Raw genomic sequence first — 20,353 nt, forward strand, 5'->3', positions numbered from 1 at the left:
GCCGGGATGCCGTGCGCGAGCGCCGAAGCAGTTCCGCCCCGCGGCTATCGATTCAACTCTCGATCGAGCGCCCTGCGAAATCGCGCGTGCCGGGCCATCGCCTGCACGTAGCCCCGCTCCGATCCGTCGCACTTGCCCAGCGCGATGGTGCGCAGGGCCGCCCGCTCGGCGGCGCTCCAGCGCGCTACGGCGGGACCGAGCAGGGACAGGATCGGCGCCATCCGCCGCAGGCTCTCGCGGCGATGTCTGTCGACGAGATGTCGCTTCGTGATGCCCAGCCGGCCGGCCACTCGCGCCGCCATCTCTTCGGCCACCGCCACGCGGTCGCGCGGGCCGCGCTCGGCGATCGCTTTGCCGACAGCCGTCGCCAAGCGTCCGAGATTGGACTCGGCGAACAGTTCGTCAGCCGCACGGCCAGGCAGCGAGAGCACGAGATCGCTCCGCGCCAGCCGCTGGAGGTTGCGCGGCGTGGTTCGATGCGAGGGGTTTGCCTTCAGTCGCCTCCATTCGCGCGCGGCGAGTGTGCGGATGGCGCGTGATGCGGGCCGGAATCCGAGGCGGTAGTAGAACCAGAATGCGCCGCTTTCGATGGCCTCATCGTTGTCATCGCCGAACTGGTATGGGCTGGCGATGAAGTGACTGATGTCAAAGAGAGAGTGGAACGCGCGGAGCGTGAGCGCAAAGAGCATCGCCGCCTCGCTGCCGCGAAACTCCTCGAAGATGTTGATGCCCGTGTTGCCTTGCGCGAACAGCGGGCTCACGCCGCCGTAGCCGACCGGCACGCCGCCTGCGAACAGCATGTACCCGTAGTTGCCTTCGAGCGGGAGGCGCTGCTCGGGCACGACGCCCAGCACGGCCAGCAGCACGCTCTCTCCAAGATCGATCAGGTAGATTTCATCGAGGTTGGCAAAGCGCATCGCGTGCACTTCCCGGCCGCGCGCCGCCAGGGCCGCGACGGTGACCGCCCTGACCTGCGCCGCCTGCGCCCGCGGCAGCGGCGGCGGAATGTGCAGCGGGTCGGCGATCAGCGGCCCGGCATCACCGGGTCTGCGAAACGGGCCCCGCCCCGCGGGCTTCTCCCGGCCCGGCAGTCGCAGCAGCGTTGTCGAGCCGGTCGAGCGATGGAGGTTCCAGACCACCGGAACTTCGGCGTCTTCAAAGAGGGCGATGGCCGCGTCGCGGTCGCGTCCGCGCGCTTCGACTTCGCGCACGAGCCAGTCCACGGCCGTGCCGCCGCGCCGGCCGCGGGCGTGGTCGATCCATTCCTGCGTGCTCACGTTCCCGTCATCGAGCGTCTGCTGCTCAGCATTGAGCGCGATGCGATAAAGCAGGCCGTCAAGACGTTCGGGCTCGTCGTATCCGCTCCAGTCGATCTCACACTCGCCCGGCCAGCGCTGGGCGATCGTGCGCAGCGACTCGTAGCCGAACGTGTACTGCGTGCGGGCGCCGATGATGCCGGTGTCGATGAGCATGGCGCGCTGGCGCGGCGTCAGCGCGGATGTACGTTGCTCGAAGCGCTTCAGCGCAGCGCGCGCGGCCCTGACGGTTGCAGCCGCCCTGCCGAATGCACTGAGGAACAGCAGCAGGCTGTGGTAGCGCCGGAGCACTGCGCTCGTGGGCGCGGCTCGCCGTTCGAGCTGGCTGATGGCGCTGGCGATCTGATGTGAGTGCGCTGCGGAGCCATCGTTCCCGCGGATGAGTCGCGCCAGCGCGTTCAGTTGTGATGCGGTCATGATCGTGCTGGTTGATCCGCGTGCCGGCACTGACACTATTCTCCGCGATACTCACACCGGCTCGTGCACGTCTCGCGCACGACGATCTCAGCCAGCATCGGCAGGTTCGGCTTGAGGCGATCCCACAGCCAGACGGCGATCATCTCGCTCGTCGGATTCTCGAGGCCGTCGACTTCGTTGAGGCAGTAGTGGTCGAGCTGTTTGCGCAGGGGCTCGATGATCTGGCTCAGATCGCCGTAGTCGATGAGGTGGTACTGACCGGCGGGGATCTCGCCTTCGACGACGACATCAACGCTGAACGAATGCCCGTGCATGCGCCTGCACTTGTGCCCCTGCGGAAAGGACGGCAGGAAGTGCGCCGCTTCAAAGGTGAACGTCTTGACCAGACGCATGTGCATCGCGGCAATGATAAGGCAAGCCGCGCCCGCCGACGACCGGAAGCCGAGCCCCACGCGTCAGCACGGGGTTGAGCGTGCGCTGCGCGGTTGGCGAGATGCAGCGCGAAGAACGCAGGCCGTCGAAGACCCTCCCTTACGGTCGGGGCTCGGATCTTGGAGATACTGAGAGAGTCAATCACGCCACGTCGACGCGCGGGGCGTGTCGGCGGGCCGGTGGCTGGCGGTCACAGTTCGGATACGCAGCGCGCAGCGCATCTTCGAGCGCGTGGATGCTGTCGGTCAACCAGACTACGGCAGGCGCATCGACGTGTTCATCGACGAACTGCAGCGAGTGCGCCAGGCGGCTGGCGCAGGTGATGAGCACCAGATCCCCATCGTGCCAGCGCAGCGGCAGCAGACGAAGGTTCCACGCGTTGTGCGGGCTGAGATTGCTCAACGCTTCACGATTGCGCGGCTCGCCCGGCAGTGCGATGCGAGGACAGAAGCGCGCGTACTGCAGAGCCCATGCGTTCCAGATCGCCTCGGTGGGCACGTGGAACATCTTCGAAGCGATCCGGCCGAACGGCTGGTAGCGGCGGCGCTGCTCGATGAGAATGTTCTCGAGTTGATCAGCCGTCAACTCATCGCACTCGACCAGCAGTTCGCCCATTCTTTTGAACACAAGGGTCTCCGGGGTTTGGAAGGCAGCGAGGCATGGAGGATCGCGGGGGTCATGAGCCTCAGGGTCGAATGACGACGCGGAGGCTCGGCGCGGCGGAGCGCGCGGGACTCTGCGTCGCCAAGTTCCATCCAACTATCAGATCGAACATCCGCACGCGGGAGATGATCGGCCGCCGCCACACCCGGCCCGGCCGGGGCCACCTGTGCGGCCCGCTGAAGGATCGGCGTCGAAAAAAGGTGCCAGGTACCTTTTCCGGAAAAGGTACCTGGCACCTTTCTTTTTGTCTATGCGCCGGCAGCCGGGCGGGCCGACTGCGCGGGCTGGCTGGGCGCTTCGACCTGAGGCTGCGGCAGCACCTGGTTCCGGTAAATGCGGCTGATGCGCGGCGAGAGGCCGCACAGCAGCATGTACGGCTGCAGGTTCGCCTGCGCCGCCAGCGTCGGCAGATGATTGCCCGCGGCCGGGTCGCTGCCGATCAGCTCCACGCTCGCCCCCACTCCCACCGCTACGGCGAGGTCCGTCAGGTCGACCGTCAGCTGATCCATACTCACCCGCCCGATCACCGGCGCCTCACACCACTGTGAACCCGCCTGCACCCGGACCACCGCCTTGTTCGACAGCGTGACCGGATAACCATCCGCGTATCCCACGGGCACGAGGCCCACGCGCGTGCGCCGGCGTGCCCGCCACGTGCGGCCATAGCCGACGGTCGTGCCCGGCTCGATCCACTTGGTGTGCACGAGCCGGCTGGTCCAGGTCACGATGGGCAGCAGCGCTTCGCCGGCCGCAAGGTGCACTTCTTCGCGCAGCGCCTCACAGCCAAAGCCCGTCCACGCGAGGCCGATGCGCACCATGTCGAGGTGATACTTCGGATCGCGCAGCACCGCGTGCGTGCTGGCCGCGTGCAGCCGGCAGGATTCGGGAATGAGCGCATCCATCTCCGCGGCGAGGGCGTTGAAGGCGTCCAGTTGTGCGGCCGTGGCGCGCTCGTCGCCCTCGGCGCTGGCGAAGTGCGTGAAAAAACCGTGCAGTTCGACGGCTCGGGTGGAGGCGACGCGTTCGAGCATCTCACGCACGTCAGCGACGTTGGCCCCGCCGCGGCTCATGCCCGTATCGACTTCGACGTGGATCGGCAGGCGGCAGCCGATGCTGTCGGCCAGGGCGATGAGGTGGTTGAGATGGGCGAGATCGTGCACGACAAAGTGCAGCCGCCCCGAGACCACGGCGCGATACACCGGCCCGGGCCGGGGCACGTCGTGGATGGGCATGAGCACGAGCAGCGGCTTGCCGACGTTGGCCTTGCAGAGCTGCTCGGCCTGCTCAAGGGTGTAGACGGCCAGCAGATCGATGGGCAGGTGGTCCATCCAGCGGGCAATGCGCGTCGCCCCAAGGCCGTAGGCGTCGGCCTTGATAACGCAGCACAGTTCGACGTTGCGGCCGATGACGCGGCGAAGCACGCCGACGTTGTGCGCCAGGCGCTGCAGATCGACCTGGATTTCGCTGGCGATGGACAAGGGGGCTTTCGTGGCGGCAGGCGGTGGCGGAAGTCCGCTCACTTGTATCGTACATCGCCGCGTTCTATCATCAAGCATTCTCAGGGCCGCCGCCTGGCGCGGTCCTGCCGCCTCGACGAGGCCTCCGCCGTCCCCCCGAGCGTGGTGTTCGAGAGGCCCGTCGAGAGTAAGACTGCACAGATGACCGACCAGACCCAGACCGTCCAAACCCCATTCTCGGACCTCGGATTGCGCGGCAGCGTCAGCCGCGGCGTGGCCGAAGCCGGCTTTGAACAGCCCACCGAGATCCAGGCGCAGATCATCCCGCCGATCCTCGCCGGGCGCGACGTGCTCGGCCAGGCGCGCACCGGCACCGGCAAGACCGCCGCCTTCGGCCTGCCCCTGCTGCATCTGGGCGATCCCGACGTCCCCAGCCAGGCGCTCATCCTCGTGCCCACGCGCGAACTGGCCATGCAGGTGGACACCGAGCTGAAAAAGCTCGGCCGCTACACGCCCATCCGCTCGCAGCCGATCTACGGCGGGCAACGCCTGCGCAGCCAGATCGCCGAGTTCGAGAAGCGCCGGCCCAATCTCATCGTCGGCACGCCCGGCCGCGTCATGGACCTCCACCAGCGCGGCGTGCTCTCTTATGACAACATCAAGCGCGTCGTGCTCGACGAAGTCGATCGCATGCTCGACATCGGCTTCCGCGAGGACATCCGCAAGATCCTCGGCGGCGTAAAGCGCCCGGCCCAGTTTGTCTTCGTCAGCGCCACCATCACCGAAGAGATCGAGACGCTGGCGCGCAAGTACATGACCGACCCGGTCAAGATCGTCACCGCCGAGGGCGCGTTGACGGTTCGCCAGGTGGAGCAGAAGTACCTCGCCGTCCAGCCCTGGGACAAGCGGGCCCTGCTGCTGCACCTGCTCAAGCACGAAGAGCCCGATCTGACGCTTGTCTTCTGCCGCACAAAGGACACGGTTGACCGCCTCGCGCAGTTCCTGGCCCGGCACCAGATCGAAGTGCACTCGCTGCACGGCGACATGCCCCAGAGCAAGCGCAATTCGATCGTGCGCAAGCTGCGCAGCGGCCATTTGAGCGTCGTCGTCGCATCGGACCTCGCCGCGCGCGGTCTCGATGTCACCGGCATCTCGCACGTGATCAACTTCGACCTGCCCGAGGATCCGGAGGTCTACATCCACCGCATCGGCCGCACCGCCCGCGCGGGCAAGAGCGGCATCGCGTGGAGCTTTGTGGCGCCCGACCAGGGCAAGCTGCTCACGGCCATCGAGATGCTCGCCAACATCGAGATCGCCAAACTCGACTACCCGGATTTCGTGCCCGGGCCGATTCCCGAAGACAAGCGCGCCCAGATCGCCAAGCCCATCCCCGAAGCGGAAGCGCCGCTCGGCCGGGCCGCAGGCCCTGACGCCGTGTGGGAAGACGAGCGCTCGACGATCGACGAAGAGAAGTTTCCCGGCGGCGTGGTCCCGTCTGGCCCGCCCAAGCGCCGCCTCGGCGGTCGCATGAAGACCCGCCGCGGAAGATAGCGCCGGCCCAGCCGTTGCGATCGACGGCTCAGCATCGCGCCTCGCGCGATACCATCTCTCATGCACACCTTCGGCCGCGACGATGTCCGCCACGCCTTGCGCGCCGCCCAGCCGATCGTCGCGCTCGAAACGGCCGTGCTCACTCACGGCCTGCCGCACCCGATCAACATCGAGACCATGCGCGCGATACAGGCGACGGTGCGCGAAAATGGCGCGACGCCCGCGGCGATCGGCATCATCGACGGTCATCTCATCGTCGGACTGAGCGATGAACAACTCGAACACCTTGCCGCATCGGATGATGTCGGCAAGGCGTCGGCGCGCGACCTGGCGCCCATCATGGCGCGCGGCGGCTCGGCGGGCCTCACCGTCGCCGGAACACTGGCCGTCTGCCGCAACCTCGGCGTGCGCATCTTCGCCACCGGGGGCATCGGCGGCGTCCATCGCGGCTGGCAGAGCAGCGCCGACATCTCCGCCGATCTGGCCGAACTGGCGCAGTGCCCCTGCTGCGTCGTGTGCAGCGGCGCCAAGGCGATTCTCGACATTCCCGCCACCCTCGAACACCTCGAAACGCTCGGCGTGCCCGTGCTCGGCTACCAGACCGATCGCTTTCCGCAGTTCTACTCGCGTGGGTCGGATGAGTACCGGTCGGCGCATCGCGTAGATGATGTGCAGCAGGCCGCACGGGTCTGCGAGATGCACTGGCGCCGCCTGCGGCGCACGTCGGCGGTGCTGCTGGCCAATCCCGTGCCTGAAGCGGCGGCAATCGACCAGGAGGAGATGGATCGCGCGATACACAGCGCCATTGATCGCGCCGCGGCACAAGACATCCGCGGCCAGGCGCTCACGCCGTTTCTGCTCGATGCCGTGGCCGATCTCACCGCCGGCCGTTCGATGCGCGCCAACCTCGCCCTGCTCGAATCCAACGCCGCACTCGCAGCCCGACTGGCGGTGGCGATGGCGGGCGGCTGAGCAGGTCAATCAGATATGATCAACATCTTCGCCACGTTGGTCGTACTCTCTCGCTGCACGGCCTGGAACCACACGCTGGTCATCTGCTCCACGCGCGGCATCACAAGCGTCGTCGTCCAGTCTCCCGCCGAATCGGTCAACCCGCGCTCGGATGCAAGCCGCGGCAGACAGAGATCAGCCGTCACATTCAAGTGTGGAATATATGTCGAACCCACGCCCCGCAAAGAGTACAGCAGCCATATCGACCGATCGGGGAGAGCACCGAAGACGTCAAACGTGCCCGCTTCCCCAGCGATGAGCGGATCCGGGGAAATTCGCAGGAGATTCGAACTTTCGAAGACGTACGCCGCCCCGGAGGTGCCTCCCAGGTCGTCGCAGGCCCGGGCCCCGATGACGATGCGCCCCCCCTGGATGGCAACGGCGTTGCCGAATTGCTCAAACTCCTCGCCATCCGAGGCCGAGAGTTTGGCGACCAGTTCAAACGTGCTCAAGTCATAGACGTACGCCGATCCGGACCGGAAGCCCATGTCGTCGTCATACGATGCGCCGACCACCAGTCGCTGGCCGTCAATCGCAAGCGCCCATCCAAAGCTCTGCCCTTCGATCCCATCAGCAGGCGCGATTTTGTGAAGCAGCCGGCCCGCGTTGATGTCATAGATGTAGACCGACCCCGAGAGCGGGCCGTTCACGTCATCGTGATACGCGCTCACCGCCAGGCGATCACCCGACACCGCCAGACACTCGCCAAAGGACATCCCTTCGACAGGATCGGGAGGCTGCAGTTTGTACAGATACTCGCCGGTTGGCGAATCGAATACGTACACCGATCCGGTGCGAAGCGATTCGGTTTCGTCGAAGTAGGCTGACACCACGATCCGATCGCGACCGATCGCCACCGCGCTCCCAAAGGCCTGCCCATCGTGGGCGTCGGGAGCGAGGATTCTTAAGAGTTGCTCACCTGTGGCAATGTCAAAGACGTACGCGGCGCCAGTCCACTTCTTGAACTCAACCCCCGACGGGCAGCCGACCACGGCGATCCGACCCTGTAAAGCGATCTCACAGAAGTTCGGAAAGGGATCATCTGAGTTGGTGCATTCAAGCCTGCGCAGCGCCTTGCCTGTGGGCAGATCGAACACGACAACCGAGCCGCGATCGGCGTACGAGTTGCCATAAGGATCGGCCGCTACGACTCGATCATGATCCACCGCAAGCGTCCAGCCAAACCTCCCCTCCACTCGCGGAGGATGCCCGGAGACCTTTTGCAGTTGCCTCCCCGACTCCTGATCGAACACATAGAACGCACCCGAGAAGAGGCCGCTCTCGTGATCCTGCGGGGCTGAGATGACGGTCGAATCGCCTGACATACCCACACACCACCCGAAATACGCATTCGGATGACCATCTTCGGCAAGGAGTTTGCGCGTCTGCACCCATCGTTCCTGCGCCCGGGCGACTCCTGACGCCATAAGCACTGTCGCGGCCGTGATCGTGAGGCACGCTGCGACTGGCGGGTGGCGCCGCAGATGAACGACCGAGAGTCTGCACTTCACGACTGGCGCCTCCGACGAGTGATTCGCTGTTCGATCAACGGCGATTTTCGGACTGCTGGATGATCTATCGTCAAGAAATCGCGACAGGCACCACTCGACCGACCGCCTCGCGATAACCAAGGTACAGAATCGCGCTCACCACCGCCGTGATCAGCGCTGCCAGCGCCGTCGCGGCGGGCTGAATCGTCGTCGCTTCATCCACCACGCGGGCCATGCCTCCGCTCCTGGATTGCTCCTCTTCGCGGTGATACGTGAGCCAGCCGGTGATGCCGTAGGACTCGATCTGCAGCCGGTGGGAAGTGAGCGAGAGTTGACTGAAGTCATCGATGGACCGCGGCCGGACCCACGTCAGGTACATCGCGCCGCCCCAGAGCAGCAGGAGCACCAGGCCGAGCAATCGCGCGCGAGTCGGCGTCATGGGCGGCGGTCTTAGCAAGCGGCAAACTCCATCCCGCACTCCGGACATCGGACGCCATCGAGCGCCCGCAGATCGTACCCGCAGCCGTCGCACGTGCCCGCAGCGCACGTGAAGCCGCCGACGAGCGCCCGCCATACGACGTAGAGGATCAGACTCGAGACAGCCGTCATGATCAGCGCAGCGGTAATGCCGCGAGGGCTGATCTCAAAGCCTTCGTCCTCCAGGTGCATTGGCCCACCCAACATCGACTGAGTTTCGTGGCGGTGATAGGCGAGCCAGTCGCCGACGCCGTAGGTGACCCTTTGTGACCAGTGCGAAGTCATCGAATAGTCCAAGCCCATGCGAACGCTGACACGCCAGCCCCACATCACATACATCCCCGCCAGCCAGACCAGCAGGAACGCGGCCCCGAAGAGCCGTTTTCGCACCGGTCTTGTGGGGGGCCAGGTCATGATGCCGCAGTCTCCGTGCCACACTCCGGGCAGCGTGATGACGTCAATCCGCGCAGGTCGTAGTCGCAATGATCGCAGGTGCGCTCCGACGGGACTGCCCTGCCAATCAGCACACGCCAACTGACAAAAAAGCCTACGGCGAGCACACCCGAAGCAGCTAGCGCCTTCATCAGGCCATACGACTGAACTTCGAAGGAACTCTCCCCATAGACAGTGTTCCCCGGTGCTGTCTCCTCGTACTGGATTGACCGCACCAACCAGCCACTCCAGCCGTAAGTTGTGACGTCCGATCCAGACACAAGGCCGAAGCTCGTTCCGTCGAAAACGAATTCGCTCGCTCTTCCCCAAACGATGTACATCCCCGCCAGCCACACCAGCAGGAACGCGGCCCCGAAGAGCCGTTTTCGCACCGGTCTTGTGGGGGGCCAGGTCATGTGTGCTCCGGATTCGATCCGCCAGGGTGTTACGATTCGCTCGACCGCGCGGTTCCGGCCGCCTTCGGCCTCGCCGCGCTTTCCCGATGGTACGAACGCGCCCGCCCGTCGGGCCGGAGAAGACATGTCACGCCAGGCTTCAGACATTCGCAGGCAGTTCATCGAGTTCTTCGAGCAGCGCCACGGCCACACCGAGGTGCATTCCTCGCCGGTCGTCCCGCTTGATGACCCGACGCTCCTCTTTACCAACGCCGGCATGAACCAGTTCAAGGATGTTTTCCTCGGCACGGGCAGCCGCTCGTTTACCCGTGCCGTGGACACACAGAAGTGCATCCGCGCCGGCGGGAAGCACAACGACCTCGATGACGTCGGCCGCGACTCGTACCACCACACCTTTTTTGAAATGCTCGGCAACTGGTCGTTTGGCGACTACTTCAAGAAGGAAGCGATCGCGTGGGCGTGGCAACTGCTCACCGAGGTCTGGGGCCTCGACAAGAACCGTCTCTACGCGACGGTGTTCGCCGGCGACGAGGCCGACGGCCTGCCCGCCGACACCGAGGCCGAGCGACTCTGGAAAGAAGTCACCGACATCGACCCGAGCCACATCAGCCGCTGGGGCCGCAAGGACAACTTCTGGGAGATGGGCGACACCGGCCCGTGCGGCCCGTGCACCGAGATCCACTACGACCTGACGCCCGACTGCACGGGCGGCGATCTCGTCAACAAGGGCCGCGAAGAGACCATCGAGATCTGGAATCTCGTCTTCATCCAGTTCAACCGCGCTGAAGATGGCAAACTCAGCCCCCTGCCGGCCAAACACGTGGACACCGGCATGGGTTTCGAGCGCATCTGCCGCGTGCTGCAGAACCGTTCGAGCAACTACGACATCGACCTGTGGATTCCCATCTTTCAGGCCATCGAGCAGCGCAGCGGCGCACGGGCGTACCGCGGCCGGCTCGATGATCCGACCGACGTCGCGTATCGCGTGATCGCCGATCACATCCGCTGTCTCACTTTTGCGATCACCGACGGCGCGGTGCCGGGCAACGAAGGGCGCGGCTACGTGCTGCGGCGCATTCTCCGCCGGGCGGCGCGCTTTGCGCGACAGCGCCTGGGCGTGCAGGGGCCGCTGCTGCATCACCTCGTGCCCGCCGTGGTCGAGGCGATGGGCGATGCGTTTCCCGAACTGCGCAAGAACCCGCGCCACGTCGCCGGCATCATCCTCGAAGAGGAAGAGTCATTCGGCCGCACGCTCGATCGCGGGCTCGAACTGTTTTCCGATGCGCTCTACCGCGCACAGTCGCAGAATCTCAAGATCATCGCCGCCGACGACGCCTTCAAACTGCACGACACCTACGGCTTTCCCATCGACCTTACCGAGCAGATGGCGCTTGAGCGCGGCATGTCGGTCGATCTCGAAGGCTACAGCCGACTGATGGAGCAGGCCCGCGAGACGGCCCGCGCCGGCGCCGGCAAGGGCAAGAGCGGCACGCAGATCGCCCTCACCGGCGACGCCATCGCGCGCCTCAAGCACATGGGCGTGGATCCGACGGACGACGTCGACAAATTTCACGGCCGCTCGATCAGCGCGCGCATCAAGGCCATCTGGAACGGCACCGACTTCGACAACCACACCCACGCCGCCGGCTCACCCGAATACCTCGCCGTCATCACCAACCGCACGAACTTCTACGCCGAGATGGGCGGCCAGGTCGGCGACACCGGGCGCATCTTCAACAACAACGGCTCCGAGTTCGACGTCGTCGATACCCAGGCGTTCGGCGGCTACGTGCTGCACATCGGCCGGGCCACGCGCGGCAAGCTCACGCTCAACGACACGGTCGAACTCGACGTCACCAACTCGCACCGCAGCAAGGTCCGCGCCAATCACACCGGCACCCACCTGCTCAACCTCGCCCTGCGCGAGACGCTGAAGATCGACGCCGACCAGAAAGGCTCGCTCGTCGCGCCCGATCGCCTGCGCTTCGACTTCTCAGCGAACCACGCCGTAACGACTGAGCAGATCGAAGAAGTGAGCAAGCGCGTCAAGGCCCGCATCGACCGCGATCTCGAAGTCTTCGCCATGCCTTCGCCTCTCGAAGAGGCGAAGAAGATCAACGGCCTGCGCGCCGTGTTCGGCGAGCGCTATCCGGACCCCGTGCGCGTCGTGAGCATCGGCGTGCCCGTCGATCAACTGCTCGACACGCCCGAGTCGCCGCAGTGGCGCGAGTACTCGATCGAGTTCTGCGGCGGCACGCACGTCGGCCGCACGAAAGAGATCGGCGATTTCGTCATCCTCAGTGAAGAAGCCGTAGCCAAGGGCGTGCGGCGCATCACCGCGCTCACCGGCGCTGCGGCGATTCAGGCGCGCGGCATCGCGGGCCAGATCGAATCGCAACTGCGCGAACTCGAGACCATGCCTCCTGATCGGCTGCCGCTCAACGTCAGCCAGGTCGCCGAGCGGATCAACGACTCCACGATTCCGCTGCCCGATCGCGTGTGGCTGCGCGGCCAACTGGAGGAGTGGCTTGAGAAGGTCAAGGAGCTGCGCAAGCAGGCGGCCAAGGCCGACCAGCAGGCGATCGTTGATCAGGCAAAGAGCATCGCGCACGCTGCGGGCGATGAGCCGGTCGTGGTCGCCGAGATCGCCGGCGCCACCGCCGAGACGCTGCGCACGGCGGCGGACGTGCTGCGCTCGCATCATGGCGATCGCGCCATCCTGCTCGCGTCTCCCAATGCCGAGGAGAGCAAGGTCGCCATCATCGCCATCGTGCCTGAAGCGATGATCAAGCGCGGCCTCAAGGCCGGCGACTGGGTGCGCGAGGTGGCGATGGTCTGCGGCGGCAAGGGCGGCGGGCGGCCCGACATGGCCCAGGCCGGCGGCCGCGAGCCCGGCAAGATTCACGACGCCCTCGAGCGCGCCCGCGGCTTTGCCGACGGCGTGCTCAGCGCGAGCAGGTGACCGGATGGGCGCGCGGCCAGAGCAGGCCGGAAGCGCGAGCGAGGAGTTGGCTACATGGACTCGAATCGAGATCATTCCCGCCGCCGCTTTCTTGCGGGCTCGGCTGCGCTGTTTGCCGGCTCAATTCTGCCCGCCTGCGCCGCCACTCAAACCAGCGAGAATCGCGACATGACACCCGATCAGCCTCTCTTCGCGATCTCGCTCGCCCAGTGGTCGCTGCACCGGATGCTGCAATCCGGCAATCTCGACAACCTCGACTTCCCGGCCTACAGCAGGCAGACGTTCGGCATCGATGCCGTCGAGTACGTGAACCAGTTCTTCAAGGACAAGGCTCGCGACGCCGCGTACCTCGCGCAGCTCGATCGCCGCGCCAAGGACGCCGGCGTGACGAATCTGCTCATCATGATCGACGGCGAGGGCGACATCGGTCACGCCGACGAGAAGGAGCGGGCCCGCTCGATCGACAATCACAAGCCCTGGGCCGACGCAGCCAGGGCGCTGGGCTGCCACAGCATCCGCGTCAACGCCGCCTCGTCGGGCACGTGGGAGGAGCAGCAGCAGCGCGCCGCCGACGGCCTCTCGCGCCTCGTCGCCTATGCAGCGCCGCTCGGGCTCAACGTCATCGTCGAGAACCACGGCGGCCTGTCATCCAACGGCCAGTGGCTGGCGGGCGTGATGAAGATGGTCAACCATCCGCGCTGCGGTACGCTGCCGGATTTTGGCAACTTCTGTTTCGACTGGTCGAAGCAGGGTGATCCGAGCGCGTGGTACGACCGCTACAAGGGCGTGGCGGAGATGATGCCCTTCGCCAAGGCCGTCAGCGCCAAGAGCCACGACTTTGATGATGCGGGCAACGAGACGAAGACGGATTACCGCCGCATGTTGCGCATCGTCCTTGACTCGGGCTATCGCGGGCGCATCGGCGTGGAGTACGAAGGCGACCGCCTGAGCGAGATCGAAGGCACGCACGCGACGAAACGCCTGCTCGAAAAGGTGCGCGAAGAACTCGCGGATGAATTCACGGCGTGATGTGTGGCGTCGGCGCGCACCCAAGCCCGTCATACCCGCGAAGGCGGGTATCCACGAACGTGCAGTGAAGATCGATTCATCAAGGGGGCAGCCAAGTCCATGTTCGACCGACTGGATGCCTGCCGGCGCAGGCATGCGGCGGAGCGAATCACTCAATCGCCTACGGGGGCCCGCTCGCCCCAGCGCTGGCCGATGGTGTGTTCGACGCCGAGCAGATCGAGCAGCCGCGCCACCACGAAGTCGGCGATGTCCTGCGTTTGCTGCGGCAGGAAGTACCAGCCCGGATTCGCCGGCGCGATGATGCCGCCCGCGAGACTCAGGCGGTGCATGTTCTCGATGTCGATGTGCGTGAGCGGCATCTCGCGATGGCAGACGATCAGTTTGCGCCGCTCCTTGAGCGTCACGGCCGCGGCGCGGTAAAGCAGCGTGTCGCCAAGGCCGTTGGCGATCGACGCCAGCGCGTTGCTTGATGCGGGCACGACGATCATCCCGTCGTGGCGGAACGAACCGGAGGCGATCGCCGCCCCGACGTCGTTGTTGTTGTGCAGCGTGATGCCGTGGTCACTGCGCCCGGCAAGCGCTTCGAGGTTCACCTGCTCCATGCCCAGTTCATCGCGCAGCAGCCGCCGGCCGTAGGTCGAAACCACGAGATGGACCTCGACCCCGGCGGCGACCAGCGCGCGGATGACCCCCTGCGCGTAGATGGCGCCGCTGGCCCCGCTGATTCCAACCACGATTCGCTTCATTCAGTCGCGCTCCGCACCGGTTGAATAGTATACGAAACCGGCCGCCGCCTCGGCCGCTCACTCTCAACCAACGGGGTCCTCCAATGAACCTTCGCCTTGCCGCCGCCGTCTGCACCGCCGCGCTCGCCGGCTGCGCATCCTACGTGAATATCCCGCCGGATTCGAACAAGGACATCGCCATCAACGCGATCAACGCGCCGCCGACGCCCCGGCTCATCGGCGATGCGCTTGGCTACGTCCTGACCATCAATCCGCCGCCGAGCAAGCCCTACGCCGTGCGCCTGCCCGTCGAGGCCGATCCATCGACGTGGGGCAAGGTGCTCGCCGGCCGCGAGGGCGCTGCCGCTTACGCGCCCGACCAGGCCGATGTGCCCGTCTACGACGTGCGCTCGATCCGCATCCGCGGCCGCGATGCGTGGGTGGACATCGTCGTGCCGGAGACGGTGGACAATCGGCGTCTCATCGAGTTGCGCCTCGATGGCGGTTTTGCCGGCTGGACGGTGACTTCCGTGCGCCACTGGCCGGCGAGCGTGATTGAGCAGCGCGAGTCGAGTGGCCAGTACGCACCCGGGGCGAGCGACGAGTCGGTGTTGCGGCCGCTGGCGCCGGCTTCGCCGTCTGATGCGCCGCCGAGCGAGCAGAGCGATGGAACGAGCGAGCCGCAGCCCGCGCCGCAAAGCGATGCCGACCAGCGCACGCTGCAGCCGCTTCGGCCGGTAAAGCCAGACGGACGGTGATCCGTGGCCGACCAGCCATCCATCCGGGGCCTGATAAACCGGCTCAAACTGCCGCAGGCGATGGCCCGGCGGATTGCCATCAGCGATCTCACGCGCCGCAACGAACCCGAGGCGATCGAAGCGCTCATCGCGCACTTGCCGCGCGAGACGGATGAAAGGGCCCTGCTGCGCCTCATCGACTACCTTGGCGAAAAGCGCTGCGCCGCAGCGATGGACGCGCTCACGACCATCCGCGACAACCCGGAGACACCGGTTGAAATCGCCCACGCGGCCACGATCGCGTGCGATCGGATAGAGAAGGGCGCGGGCTGAGTCAACGACCCTCTCAACGCATGCCTGGCCTCGACGCTGGAGCGCCCCTGACACCGTCCAGACCGACTGCGGCTATTGCTCGCATCGCGAGCGCATCAACATGTGGATCTGCGGCATTGAACCAATCATCCCCGAACACGATGCACCGCACCGCAGCGGATTGGACGTGACACGCTGGGTCGTCGAGCGCAGCATCGCCTGGCTGCATCAGCATCGCCGGCTTCGCATCCGCCATGAACCTACCGGCGAAATCCACAAGCAGAGGAAAAGCTCGCGGTCCCTTCCTCTGTGCACCTGACACCATTTCGCCCGGCTGATATGCTCCCGTCGTGAGCCAGCCCGTCGATCCTCTGACCTACTTCACCGGCCTGGCCGATCGCTATGCCGCCAATCGGCCGTCCTATCCGCCCGCGGCGATCGAAGCGATCCTGCACGACCTGCCCGACTCGCCGCGAATTGCCGACGTCGGCTGCGGCACCGGCATCGCGACAACCCTGCTCGCGCAGGCCGGGGCGCTCGTCATCGGCATCGAACCCAACGACGAAATGCGCAGTCGGGCCATGAGCGACCTGCCGCCGCAGTGGTGCTGCGCTGTCGAGTTTCGCAAAGCGACGGCCGAGGCGACGGGGCTCGATGATGGCAGCGTGCACGCCGTGCTCTGCGCCCAGTCGTTTCACTGGTTCGACCTCGACGCGGCACTCAAAGAATTCCATCGCATTCTCGCGCCCGGCGGGCGCCTGGCGCTGATGTGGAACGTGCGCGTGCCGCGGACGGAGATGGACCGCATCTACGCGAAGTGCGTCGCCCAAGCGCAGAAGAAGGCGAAGGGCGAAGGCCGGGTGCTGCGGCGGAACTACGGCGTCGATCTCGATGAACTCGGCCCGCTGTTCACCGACGGGCGGCAACTCGCCTGGCCCAACCCGCAGACCTGTACGCTGCCGACCCTGCTGGGCAAGGCGGCGAGCGCTTCGTACTTCCCGCGCGAGCCTGCGGCCGCCGATGCGCTGCTGAAGCGCCTCGCGCAGGCGTTCGAGCAGCACCAGTCGCACGGCTTCGTCGAGATCAACCAGGAGTGCCGCCTGACGCTCGCGACGCGGTGTTGATCGGCAACTCGCGCCGCGTTTATCCCGAGCGCCACCCGGAACTCACCACCTGCAGTGGTCGTGGTGGCGATAGTGGTGGTGATGCCGTTCGTAGTGGTGGCCGCGATAGCGGTGCGTGTCGCGGACGACGAAGTACGAACTCGTCGTGCAGCCGCCCAGCAGCACCGTGCCCAGCAGCACCGCGACCAGCGCGGCCCGGCGGCTGATGCGCGAGATGGATGAATGGGTGGACGGAATCTCGACATTCATGGCGTAACCTCCCCGAAACGGACGGATGCGCCGACAGCGCAGCGCCTTTCCGAGGTGACGCAGGGCAGGCGGGCCTATTCCATCGGCCCGTTCAATAACCGCTATCCGCGATGAGTATGGCGACGCCCAGCCCGCCCCAGAGCAGCGTGAGCAGGCCGCCCATGATGATGCCGATCCATGCGTGCACGCCGCCGCGGATCTCGGGCTTGCGGCGATAGTTCCGCCAGCCGATGATGCCCAGAATGAACGCGGGAATGCCCAGCACCACGCCAATGAACGGCAACAGCGAGAAAATGCCCATGTAGTAGGCCGTGAGCGCTGCCGGATTGTGATACGGCACGAGACCGCCGGCGGGCAGCGGCTGAGCCGTGACAGGCACGCGCGTGGTCGGCGGCGCGCCCAGCACACGGGCGAGGCGCGGCTCGTTGAACACGCTGCGCACCTCGGCGGGATCGGCCGTGGAAACGAGCAGCCCGTCGCGCGGCACGCGGCCCTGGCGCGTCCACTGCTCGAGCAGGTCGAGATCGGCCGGGCCGAATTCGGTTCCGTCCCCCAGGCGCAGCATGTAGGTCGGCGAGTCGGCCATGGTGTGAGTATGGCAGACCGCGACCGCCTCGTCAAGGGGTGATTTGTCGATGATCGAGCCCCGCTGCGCCGATACATCCGGAAACGGGACTGGCAGTCTGTCAATCCCGCCGCGCCATCCGTCCAATCAAGGAACCACGGCATGACCCAGTTTCCACCACAAGTGAACCCCGGCGGCTATCAGGGCGGGCACATGAAGCCGCATCGCGGCGTGCTCATCCTGGTGTTCGGCATCTTGAGCTTCTTCATCTGCGTCCTCTTTGGCGTCGCCTCGTGGGTCATGGGCAATGGCGATCTGCGCGAGATGGATGCCGGATTGATGGACCCGTCGGGCCGCGGACTGACGCAGGCGGGGCGCATTCTCGGGATGGTCTCGGTGGGCCTCACGATTCTCGTCATCGTGGTCTGGGTGCTGATTGCAGGGCTGGCGATCATCGGCGGCGTTGCCGCGGGCTCCGGCGCAGGGCCGTGACGGCGCTGAAGTTTCTCAGTTTGCATCCGGAACAACGGCGTGCGCCGTGGCAATGGCCCGCGCTCGTCGCGGCGGTGTGGGTCGCGCTCGTGGTCGCGCTCGCGGGGCTCAACGCATACGCGGGCACAGAGACAACTTCGTGCATCTTTCGCCGCCTTACGGAACAGCCGTGCGCGATGTGCGGCGGGACGCGGGCGACGATGCATCTCGTGCGCGGCGAAGTTACCGCAGCGCTGCAGTTCAACCCGCTGGTCACCACGGCGTGGCTCGCCGCGCCGTTCGCCGGCGCCTGGCTGCACCGGCGCAAGCAGCGCGGGCGGCCGCGTCTCGAACATCGGATCGTCATGCGGCTCTGGATCGCCGCGGGACTGCTCCTCGCGGCGAACTGGATGTACCTGTTGATCATGCGGCCGTTCTGAAGCGAAATCCGGCTGCGGCGTGCTCGGCACGTTGTACATGCTGGCCGTACTGGTGCCGTGCATCGCCGTCGGCGTGCGGCGGCTGCACGACACCGGCCGCAGCGGGCTGTGGCTGCTGATCGCGTTCATCCCGGTGGTCGGCGGGCTCGCACTGCTCGTGTTCTTTGTGCTCGACAGCGAGCCGGGGACCGACGCCTACGGCCCAAATCCAAAGGGCTGAGACCAGGCCGCGCCGGAAAAGGTACCTGGCACCTTTTTTTTCGAGGTCCGGATTACTTCTTCTCCAGCATCTCCTCGGGCAGCTCGGCCGGGGGCAGGAGTTGTTCTGACAGGTTGATCGTCTGGCTGATCACGCCGCCTTTCTGGCTGTTGTAGACCAGTTCGACGTCGCCTGAGCCTTCGACGATAAAGCGGAACAGTTCGGCGGACTTGCCGCCGATGCCGCCGTCGATCCACAGCCGCTGCGGCTCGTGCTCGACAGGGTTGAACCGGGCATCCTCGAGCAGCGAATTCACGCCGCCGCCAGCAACGACGCGCGACTGGCCGTTAACAGCGGTGCACGTGAGGAAATCGCGCTGGCCGATGCCCTTCTGGCGCGCCAGGGCGGTGATGCTCGGGATGATCTTGTCGTTCTTCACTTCAACGCGAATGTCCCACAGGTTGCCGCCCATCGACTGCACCTGCTTGACGCCCCACTCCACCTTGGGCATCTCGCGCGCGTGGAACATCGTAAAGGCGAAGTTGCGGTGGCAGTCTTCCTCGCTCATCCACGGCGGGGGGACGCGGCTGGACCACTTCTTGCTCCCGCCGATGAGCACTTCGCCCAGCGTCGGATGGTTGAACGGTCGATACGGCACCAGCGGCTCGTCGAACTGCAGCAGCTCGGTGAAGCGCTTGTCGGCATCGGGGCCGGGGTTGTCGGTCTGGTTCGCCTTCCAATCGCTCCAAAGTTCATTGGTGAACGCGGTGATGCCAAGGCCTTCGTAGGCCCAGTTCACCTCGCCGCCGTGCACGACGTAGAGATCCGACCAGAGGACCATCTTGCGATAGCCCGGCAGCATGAAGCCGCCCGCTTCCTGCAGCTGGTCGTAGACGCGAATGTCCTGGAAGGGGTACTGGACGTAGTCGGCGCCGGGGCCGCGCAGGATCATGCCGCCGCTGTTGTGATAGCTCTGAAACGCCGCGACATTGGGGTGCGCGAGCAGGAAATCACGAATAGCGCGCGACTCGGGCACGCTGAAGGGATAATCGCGAGCGCCGCCCTGGATGTACCTGGGCTGCCAGTCGCTGGGCCAGTCGCGATTGGGGTCGTAACCGCCCGGCCCGTCTTCGTTGATGTCGCCGTCGCCGTCGTTGTCGATGCCTTCGGAGCCGGCGCGGTTCCAGCCGCCCGGCTCTTCATCCTCTTCGACGCGGATCATGAAGCGCGGATCCTTCGGATCGGGCTTGAAGCGGCCCAGCGGGTCGCGGCGATACATCTGGGTGATGTGCCCGTCGCCGTCGAGATCGTCGTAGGAGTCTTCGTCGAACAGGCCGTCGTTGTCATCGTCCATCGGGTCGATGCCGCCGCGCAGCCAGTGGGGCGTGGCGGCCTGGTGGAACCACGCGTCGCGTCCGTCGGGATTCTCCATAGGCACGAAGTAGAACGCGCGCTCGTCCACAAGCTCGGTCAGCGCCTCGACGTGGCCGTAACTCTTCGTGAGATACCAGATCGAATAGAGGATGGTCTCGGCAGCCTGAATCTCGTTGCCGTGGATGTTGCCGTCGATGAACATCGCGGCCTTGCTCGTATCGGGCCCCGTCTCGGGGTTGTTGAGGGTGACGAGCCACACATCGCGCCCGCCGACGCTCTTGCCGATCGACTGGATCGTGAGCAGATCGGGGTACGCCGCGACCAGTTCATGCAGAAGCCGCGTGATCTCGGCATGGTCGTAGAAGCGGTTGAACTGGATGTCGACTTTGCTGGGATACTGCCACTGGGCCAGCGCGGCCCGGGGCGCGCTGCACAGCGCCGCAGCGCCGATCGCAACGCCAAGAGCACGAGTCGTGAACAGGGATCGGATCGAGTGCATCATCG

The 20,353-nt window shown here is 65.9% G+C and carries 22 protein-coding genes; 10 read left to right on the forward strand and 12 right to left on the reverse strand.

Features of this window, described 5'->3' with window-relative positions; translation table 11 throughout:
- Positions 1 to 44 precede the first annotated feature (44 nt).
- From IT430_18255 to alr, 4 genes are all read right to left on the reverse strand, one after another.
- Complete coding sequence (locus tag IT430_18255) at positions 45 to 1,733, reverse strand: hypothetical protein (protein ID MCC6909882.1); 1,689 nt, start codon at positions 1,731 to 1,733, stop codon at positions 45 to 47.
- Positions 1,734 to 1,768: 35 nt separating this feature from the next.
- Positions 1,769 to 2,131, reverse strand: a complete 363-nt coding sequence (gene queD / locus IT430_18260) for a 6-carboxytetrahydropterin synthase QueD (GenBank protein MCC6909883.1) — start codon at positions 2,129 to 2,131, stop codon at positions 1,769 to 1,771.
- 175 nt (positions 2,132 to 2,306) lie between these two features.
- Positions 2,307 to 2,792: a hypothetical protein gene (locus tag IT430_18265; protein MCC6909884.1), complete on the reverse strand. Its 486-nt coding sequence runs from the start codon at positions 2,790 to 2,792 to the stop codon at positions 2,307 to 2,309.
- Between the two features lie 284 nt (positions 2,793 to 3,076).
- Positions 3,077 to 4,306: an alanine racemase gene (alr, locus tag IT430_18270; protein ID MCC6909885.1), complete on the reverse strand. Its 1,230-nt coding sequence runs from the start codon at positions 4,304 to 4,306 to the stop codon at positions 3,077 to 3,079.
- A gap of 180 nt (positions 4,307 to 4,486) precedes the next feature.
- Between alr and IT430_18275 the strand changes: the two genes are divergently transcribed.
- The gene (locus IT430_18275) at positions 4,487 to 5,836 is read left to right on the forward strand and encodes a DEAD/DEAH box helicase (GenBank protein ID MCC6909886.1); all 1,350 of its coding nucleotides are present in this window, start codon (positions 4,487 to 4,489) and stop codon (positions 5,834 to 5,836) included.
- A gap of 60 nt (positions 5,837 to 5,896) precedes the next feature.
- Positions 5,897 to 6,808 carry a pseudouridine-5'-phosphate glycosidase gene (locus tag IT430_18280; GenBank protein MCC6909887.1) on the forward strand — a complete coding sequence of 304 codons (912 nt, stop codon included), beginning with the start codon at positions 5,897 to 5,899 and terminating at the stop codon, positions 6,806 to 6,808.
- Between the two features lie 5 nt (positions 6,809 to 6,813).
- On the opposite strand, the gene IT430_18285 is transcribed toward IT430_18280, so the two are convergent.
- The 4 genes from IT430_18285 to IT430_18300 form a co-directional block, all read right to left on the reverse strand.
- The gene (locus tag IT430_18285; protein ID MCC6909888.1) at positions 6,814 to 8,358 is read right to left on the reverse strand and encodes a hypothetical protein; all 1,545 of its coding nucleotides are present in this window, start codon (positions 8,356 to 8,358) and stop codon (positions 6,814 to 6,816) included.
- A gap of 70 nt (positions 8,359 to 8,428) precedes the next feature.
- A complete protein-coding gene (locus IT430_18290; protein ID MCC6909889.1) occupies positions 8,429 to 8,776 on the reverse strand; it encodes a hypothetical protein in 348 nt (115 codons plus the stop codon).
- Between the two features lie 11 nt (positions 8,777 to 8,787).
- Positions 8,788 to 9,228: a hypothetical protein gene (locus IT430_18295; protein MCC6909890.1), complete on the reverse strand. Its 441-nt coding sequence runs from the start codon at positions 9,226 to 9,228 to the stop codon at positions 8,788 to 8,790.
- Entirely contained in the window at positions 9,225 to 9,809 is a 585-nt protein-coding gene (locus IT430_18300; GenBank protein ID MCC6909891.1) for a hypothetical protein, read from the reverse strand. The genes IT430_18295 and IT430_18300 overlap by 4 nt, the downstream gene beginning before the upstream one ends.
- On the opposite strand from IT430_18300, the gene alaS reads away from it, so the two are divergent.
- A complete protein-coding gene (alaS, locus tag IT430_18305) occupies positions 9,787 to 12,624 on the forward strand; it encodes an alanine--tRNA ligase (GenBank protein ID MCC6909892.1) in 2,838 nt (945 codons plus the stop codon). The genes IT430_18300 and alaS overlap by 23 nt on opposite strands.
- A gap of 54 nt (positions 12,625 to 12,678) precedes the next feature.
- A complete protein-coding gene (locus IT430_18310) occupies positions 12,679 to 13,653 on the forward strand; it encodes a sugar phosphate isomerase/epimerase (GenBank protein MCC6909893.1) in 975 nt (324 codons plus the stop codon).
- A 152-nt stretch (positions 13,654 to 13,805) separates the two neighbouring features.
- On the opposite strand, the gene IT430_18315 is transcribed toward IT430_18310, so the two are convergent.
- Positions 13,806 to 14,399, reverse strand: coding sequence for a UbiX family flavin prenyltransferase (locus IT430_18315; protein MCC6909894.1), 594 nt, complete (start codon positions 14,397 to 14,399; stop codon positions 13,806 to 13,808).
- A gap of 83 nt (positions 14,400 to 14,482) precedes the next feature.
- Between IT430_18315 and IT430_18320 the strand changes: the two genes are divergently transcribed.
- The 3 genes from IT430_18320 (at position 14,483) to IT430_18330 (ending at position 16,551) form a co-directional block, all read left to right on the forward strand.
- Positions 14,483 to 15,136, forward strand: coding sequence for a hypothetical protein (locus IT430_18320; protein MCC6909895.1), 654 nt, complete (start codon positions 14,483 to 14,485; stop codon positions 15,134 to 15,136).
- A 3-nt stretch (positions 15,137 to 15,139) separates the two neighbouring features.
- Positions 15,140 to 15,448, forward strand: a complete 309-nt coding sequence (locus IT430_18325; protein ID MCC6909896.1) for a hypothetical protein — start codon at positions 15,140 to 15,142, stop codon at positions 15,446 to 15,448.
- Between the two features lie 329 nt (positions 15,449 to 15,777).
- Positions 15,778 to 16,551, forward strand: coding sequence for a class I SAM-dependent methyltransferase (locus IT430_18330; protein MCC6909897.1), 774 nt, complete (start codon positions 15,778 to 15,780; stop codon positions 16,549 to 16,551).
- Between the two features lie 42 nt (positions 16,552 to 16,593).
- Here the strand turns inward: IT430_18330 and IT430_18335 are convergent, their stop codons facing one another.
- Complete coding sequence (locus IT430_18335; GenBank protein MCC6909898.1) at positions 16,594 to 16,800, reverse strand: hypothetical protein; 207 nt, start codon at positions 16,798 to 16,800, stop codon at positions 16,594 to 16,596.
- A gap of 91 nt (positions 16,801 to 16,891) precedes the next feature.
- Positions 16,892 to 17,386, reverse strand: a complete 495-nt coding sequence (locus IT430_18340) for a DUF4190 domain-containing protein (GenBank protein ID MCC6909899.1) — start codon at positions 17,384 to 17,386, stop codon at positions 16,892 to 16,894.
- A 141-nt stretch (positions 17,387 to 17,527) separates the two neighbouring features.
- Here IT430_18340 and IT430_18345 point away from each other — a divergent pair, with 141 nt between their 5' ends.
- The 3 genes from IT430_18345 to IT430_18355 are packed head-to-tail and all read left to right on the forward strand — an operon-like array spanning position 17,528 to position 18,496.
- Positions 17,528 to 17,857: a hypothetical protein gene (locus IT430_18345; protein ID MCC6909900.1), complete on the forward strand. Its 330-nt coding sequence runs from the start codon at positions 17,528 to 17,530 to the stop codon at positions 17,855 to 17,857.
- Positions 17,854 to 18,276, forward strand: coding sequence for a DUF2752 domain-containing protein (locus IT430_18350; GenBank protein ID MCC6909901.1), 423 nt, complete (start codon positions 17,854 to 17,856; stop codon positions 18,274 to 18,276). The genes IT430_18345 and IT430_18350 overlap by 4 nt, the downstream gene beginning before the upstream one ends.
- 37 nt (positions 18,277 to 18,313) lie before the next feature.
- Complete coding sequence (locus IT430_18355) at positions 18,314 to 18,496, forward strand: DUF805 domain-containing protein (GenBank protein MCC6909902.1); 183 nt, start codon at positions 18,314 to 18,316, stop codon at positions 18,494 to 18,496.
- 52 nt (positions 18,497 to 18,548) lie between these two features.
- Here IT430_18355 and IT430_18360 read toward each other — a convergent pair whose 3' ends face one another.
- Positions 18,549 to 20,351 (reverse strand): hypothetical protein, encoded by a 1,803-nt coding sequence (locus IT430_18360; protein ID MCC6909903.1) that lies wholly within the window; start codon positions 20,349 to 20,351, stop codon positions 18,549 to 18,551.
- Positions 20,352 to 20,353: the final 2 nt, after the last annotated feature.

This window comes from Phycisphaerales bacterium, from assembly GCA_020852515.1.
GTDB lineage: Bacteria > Planctomycetota > Phycisphaerae > Phycisphaerales > UBA5793 > UBA5793.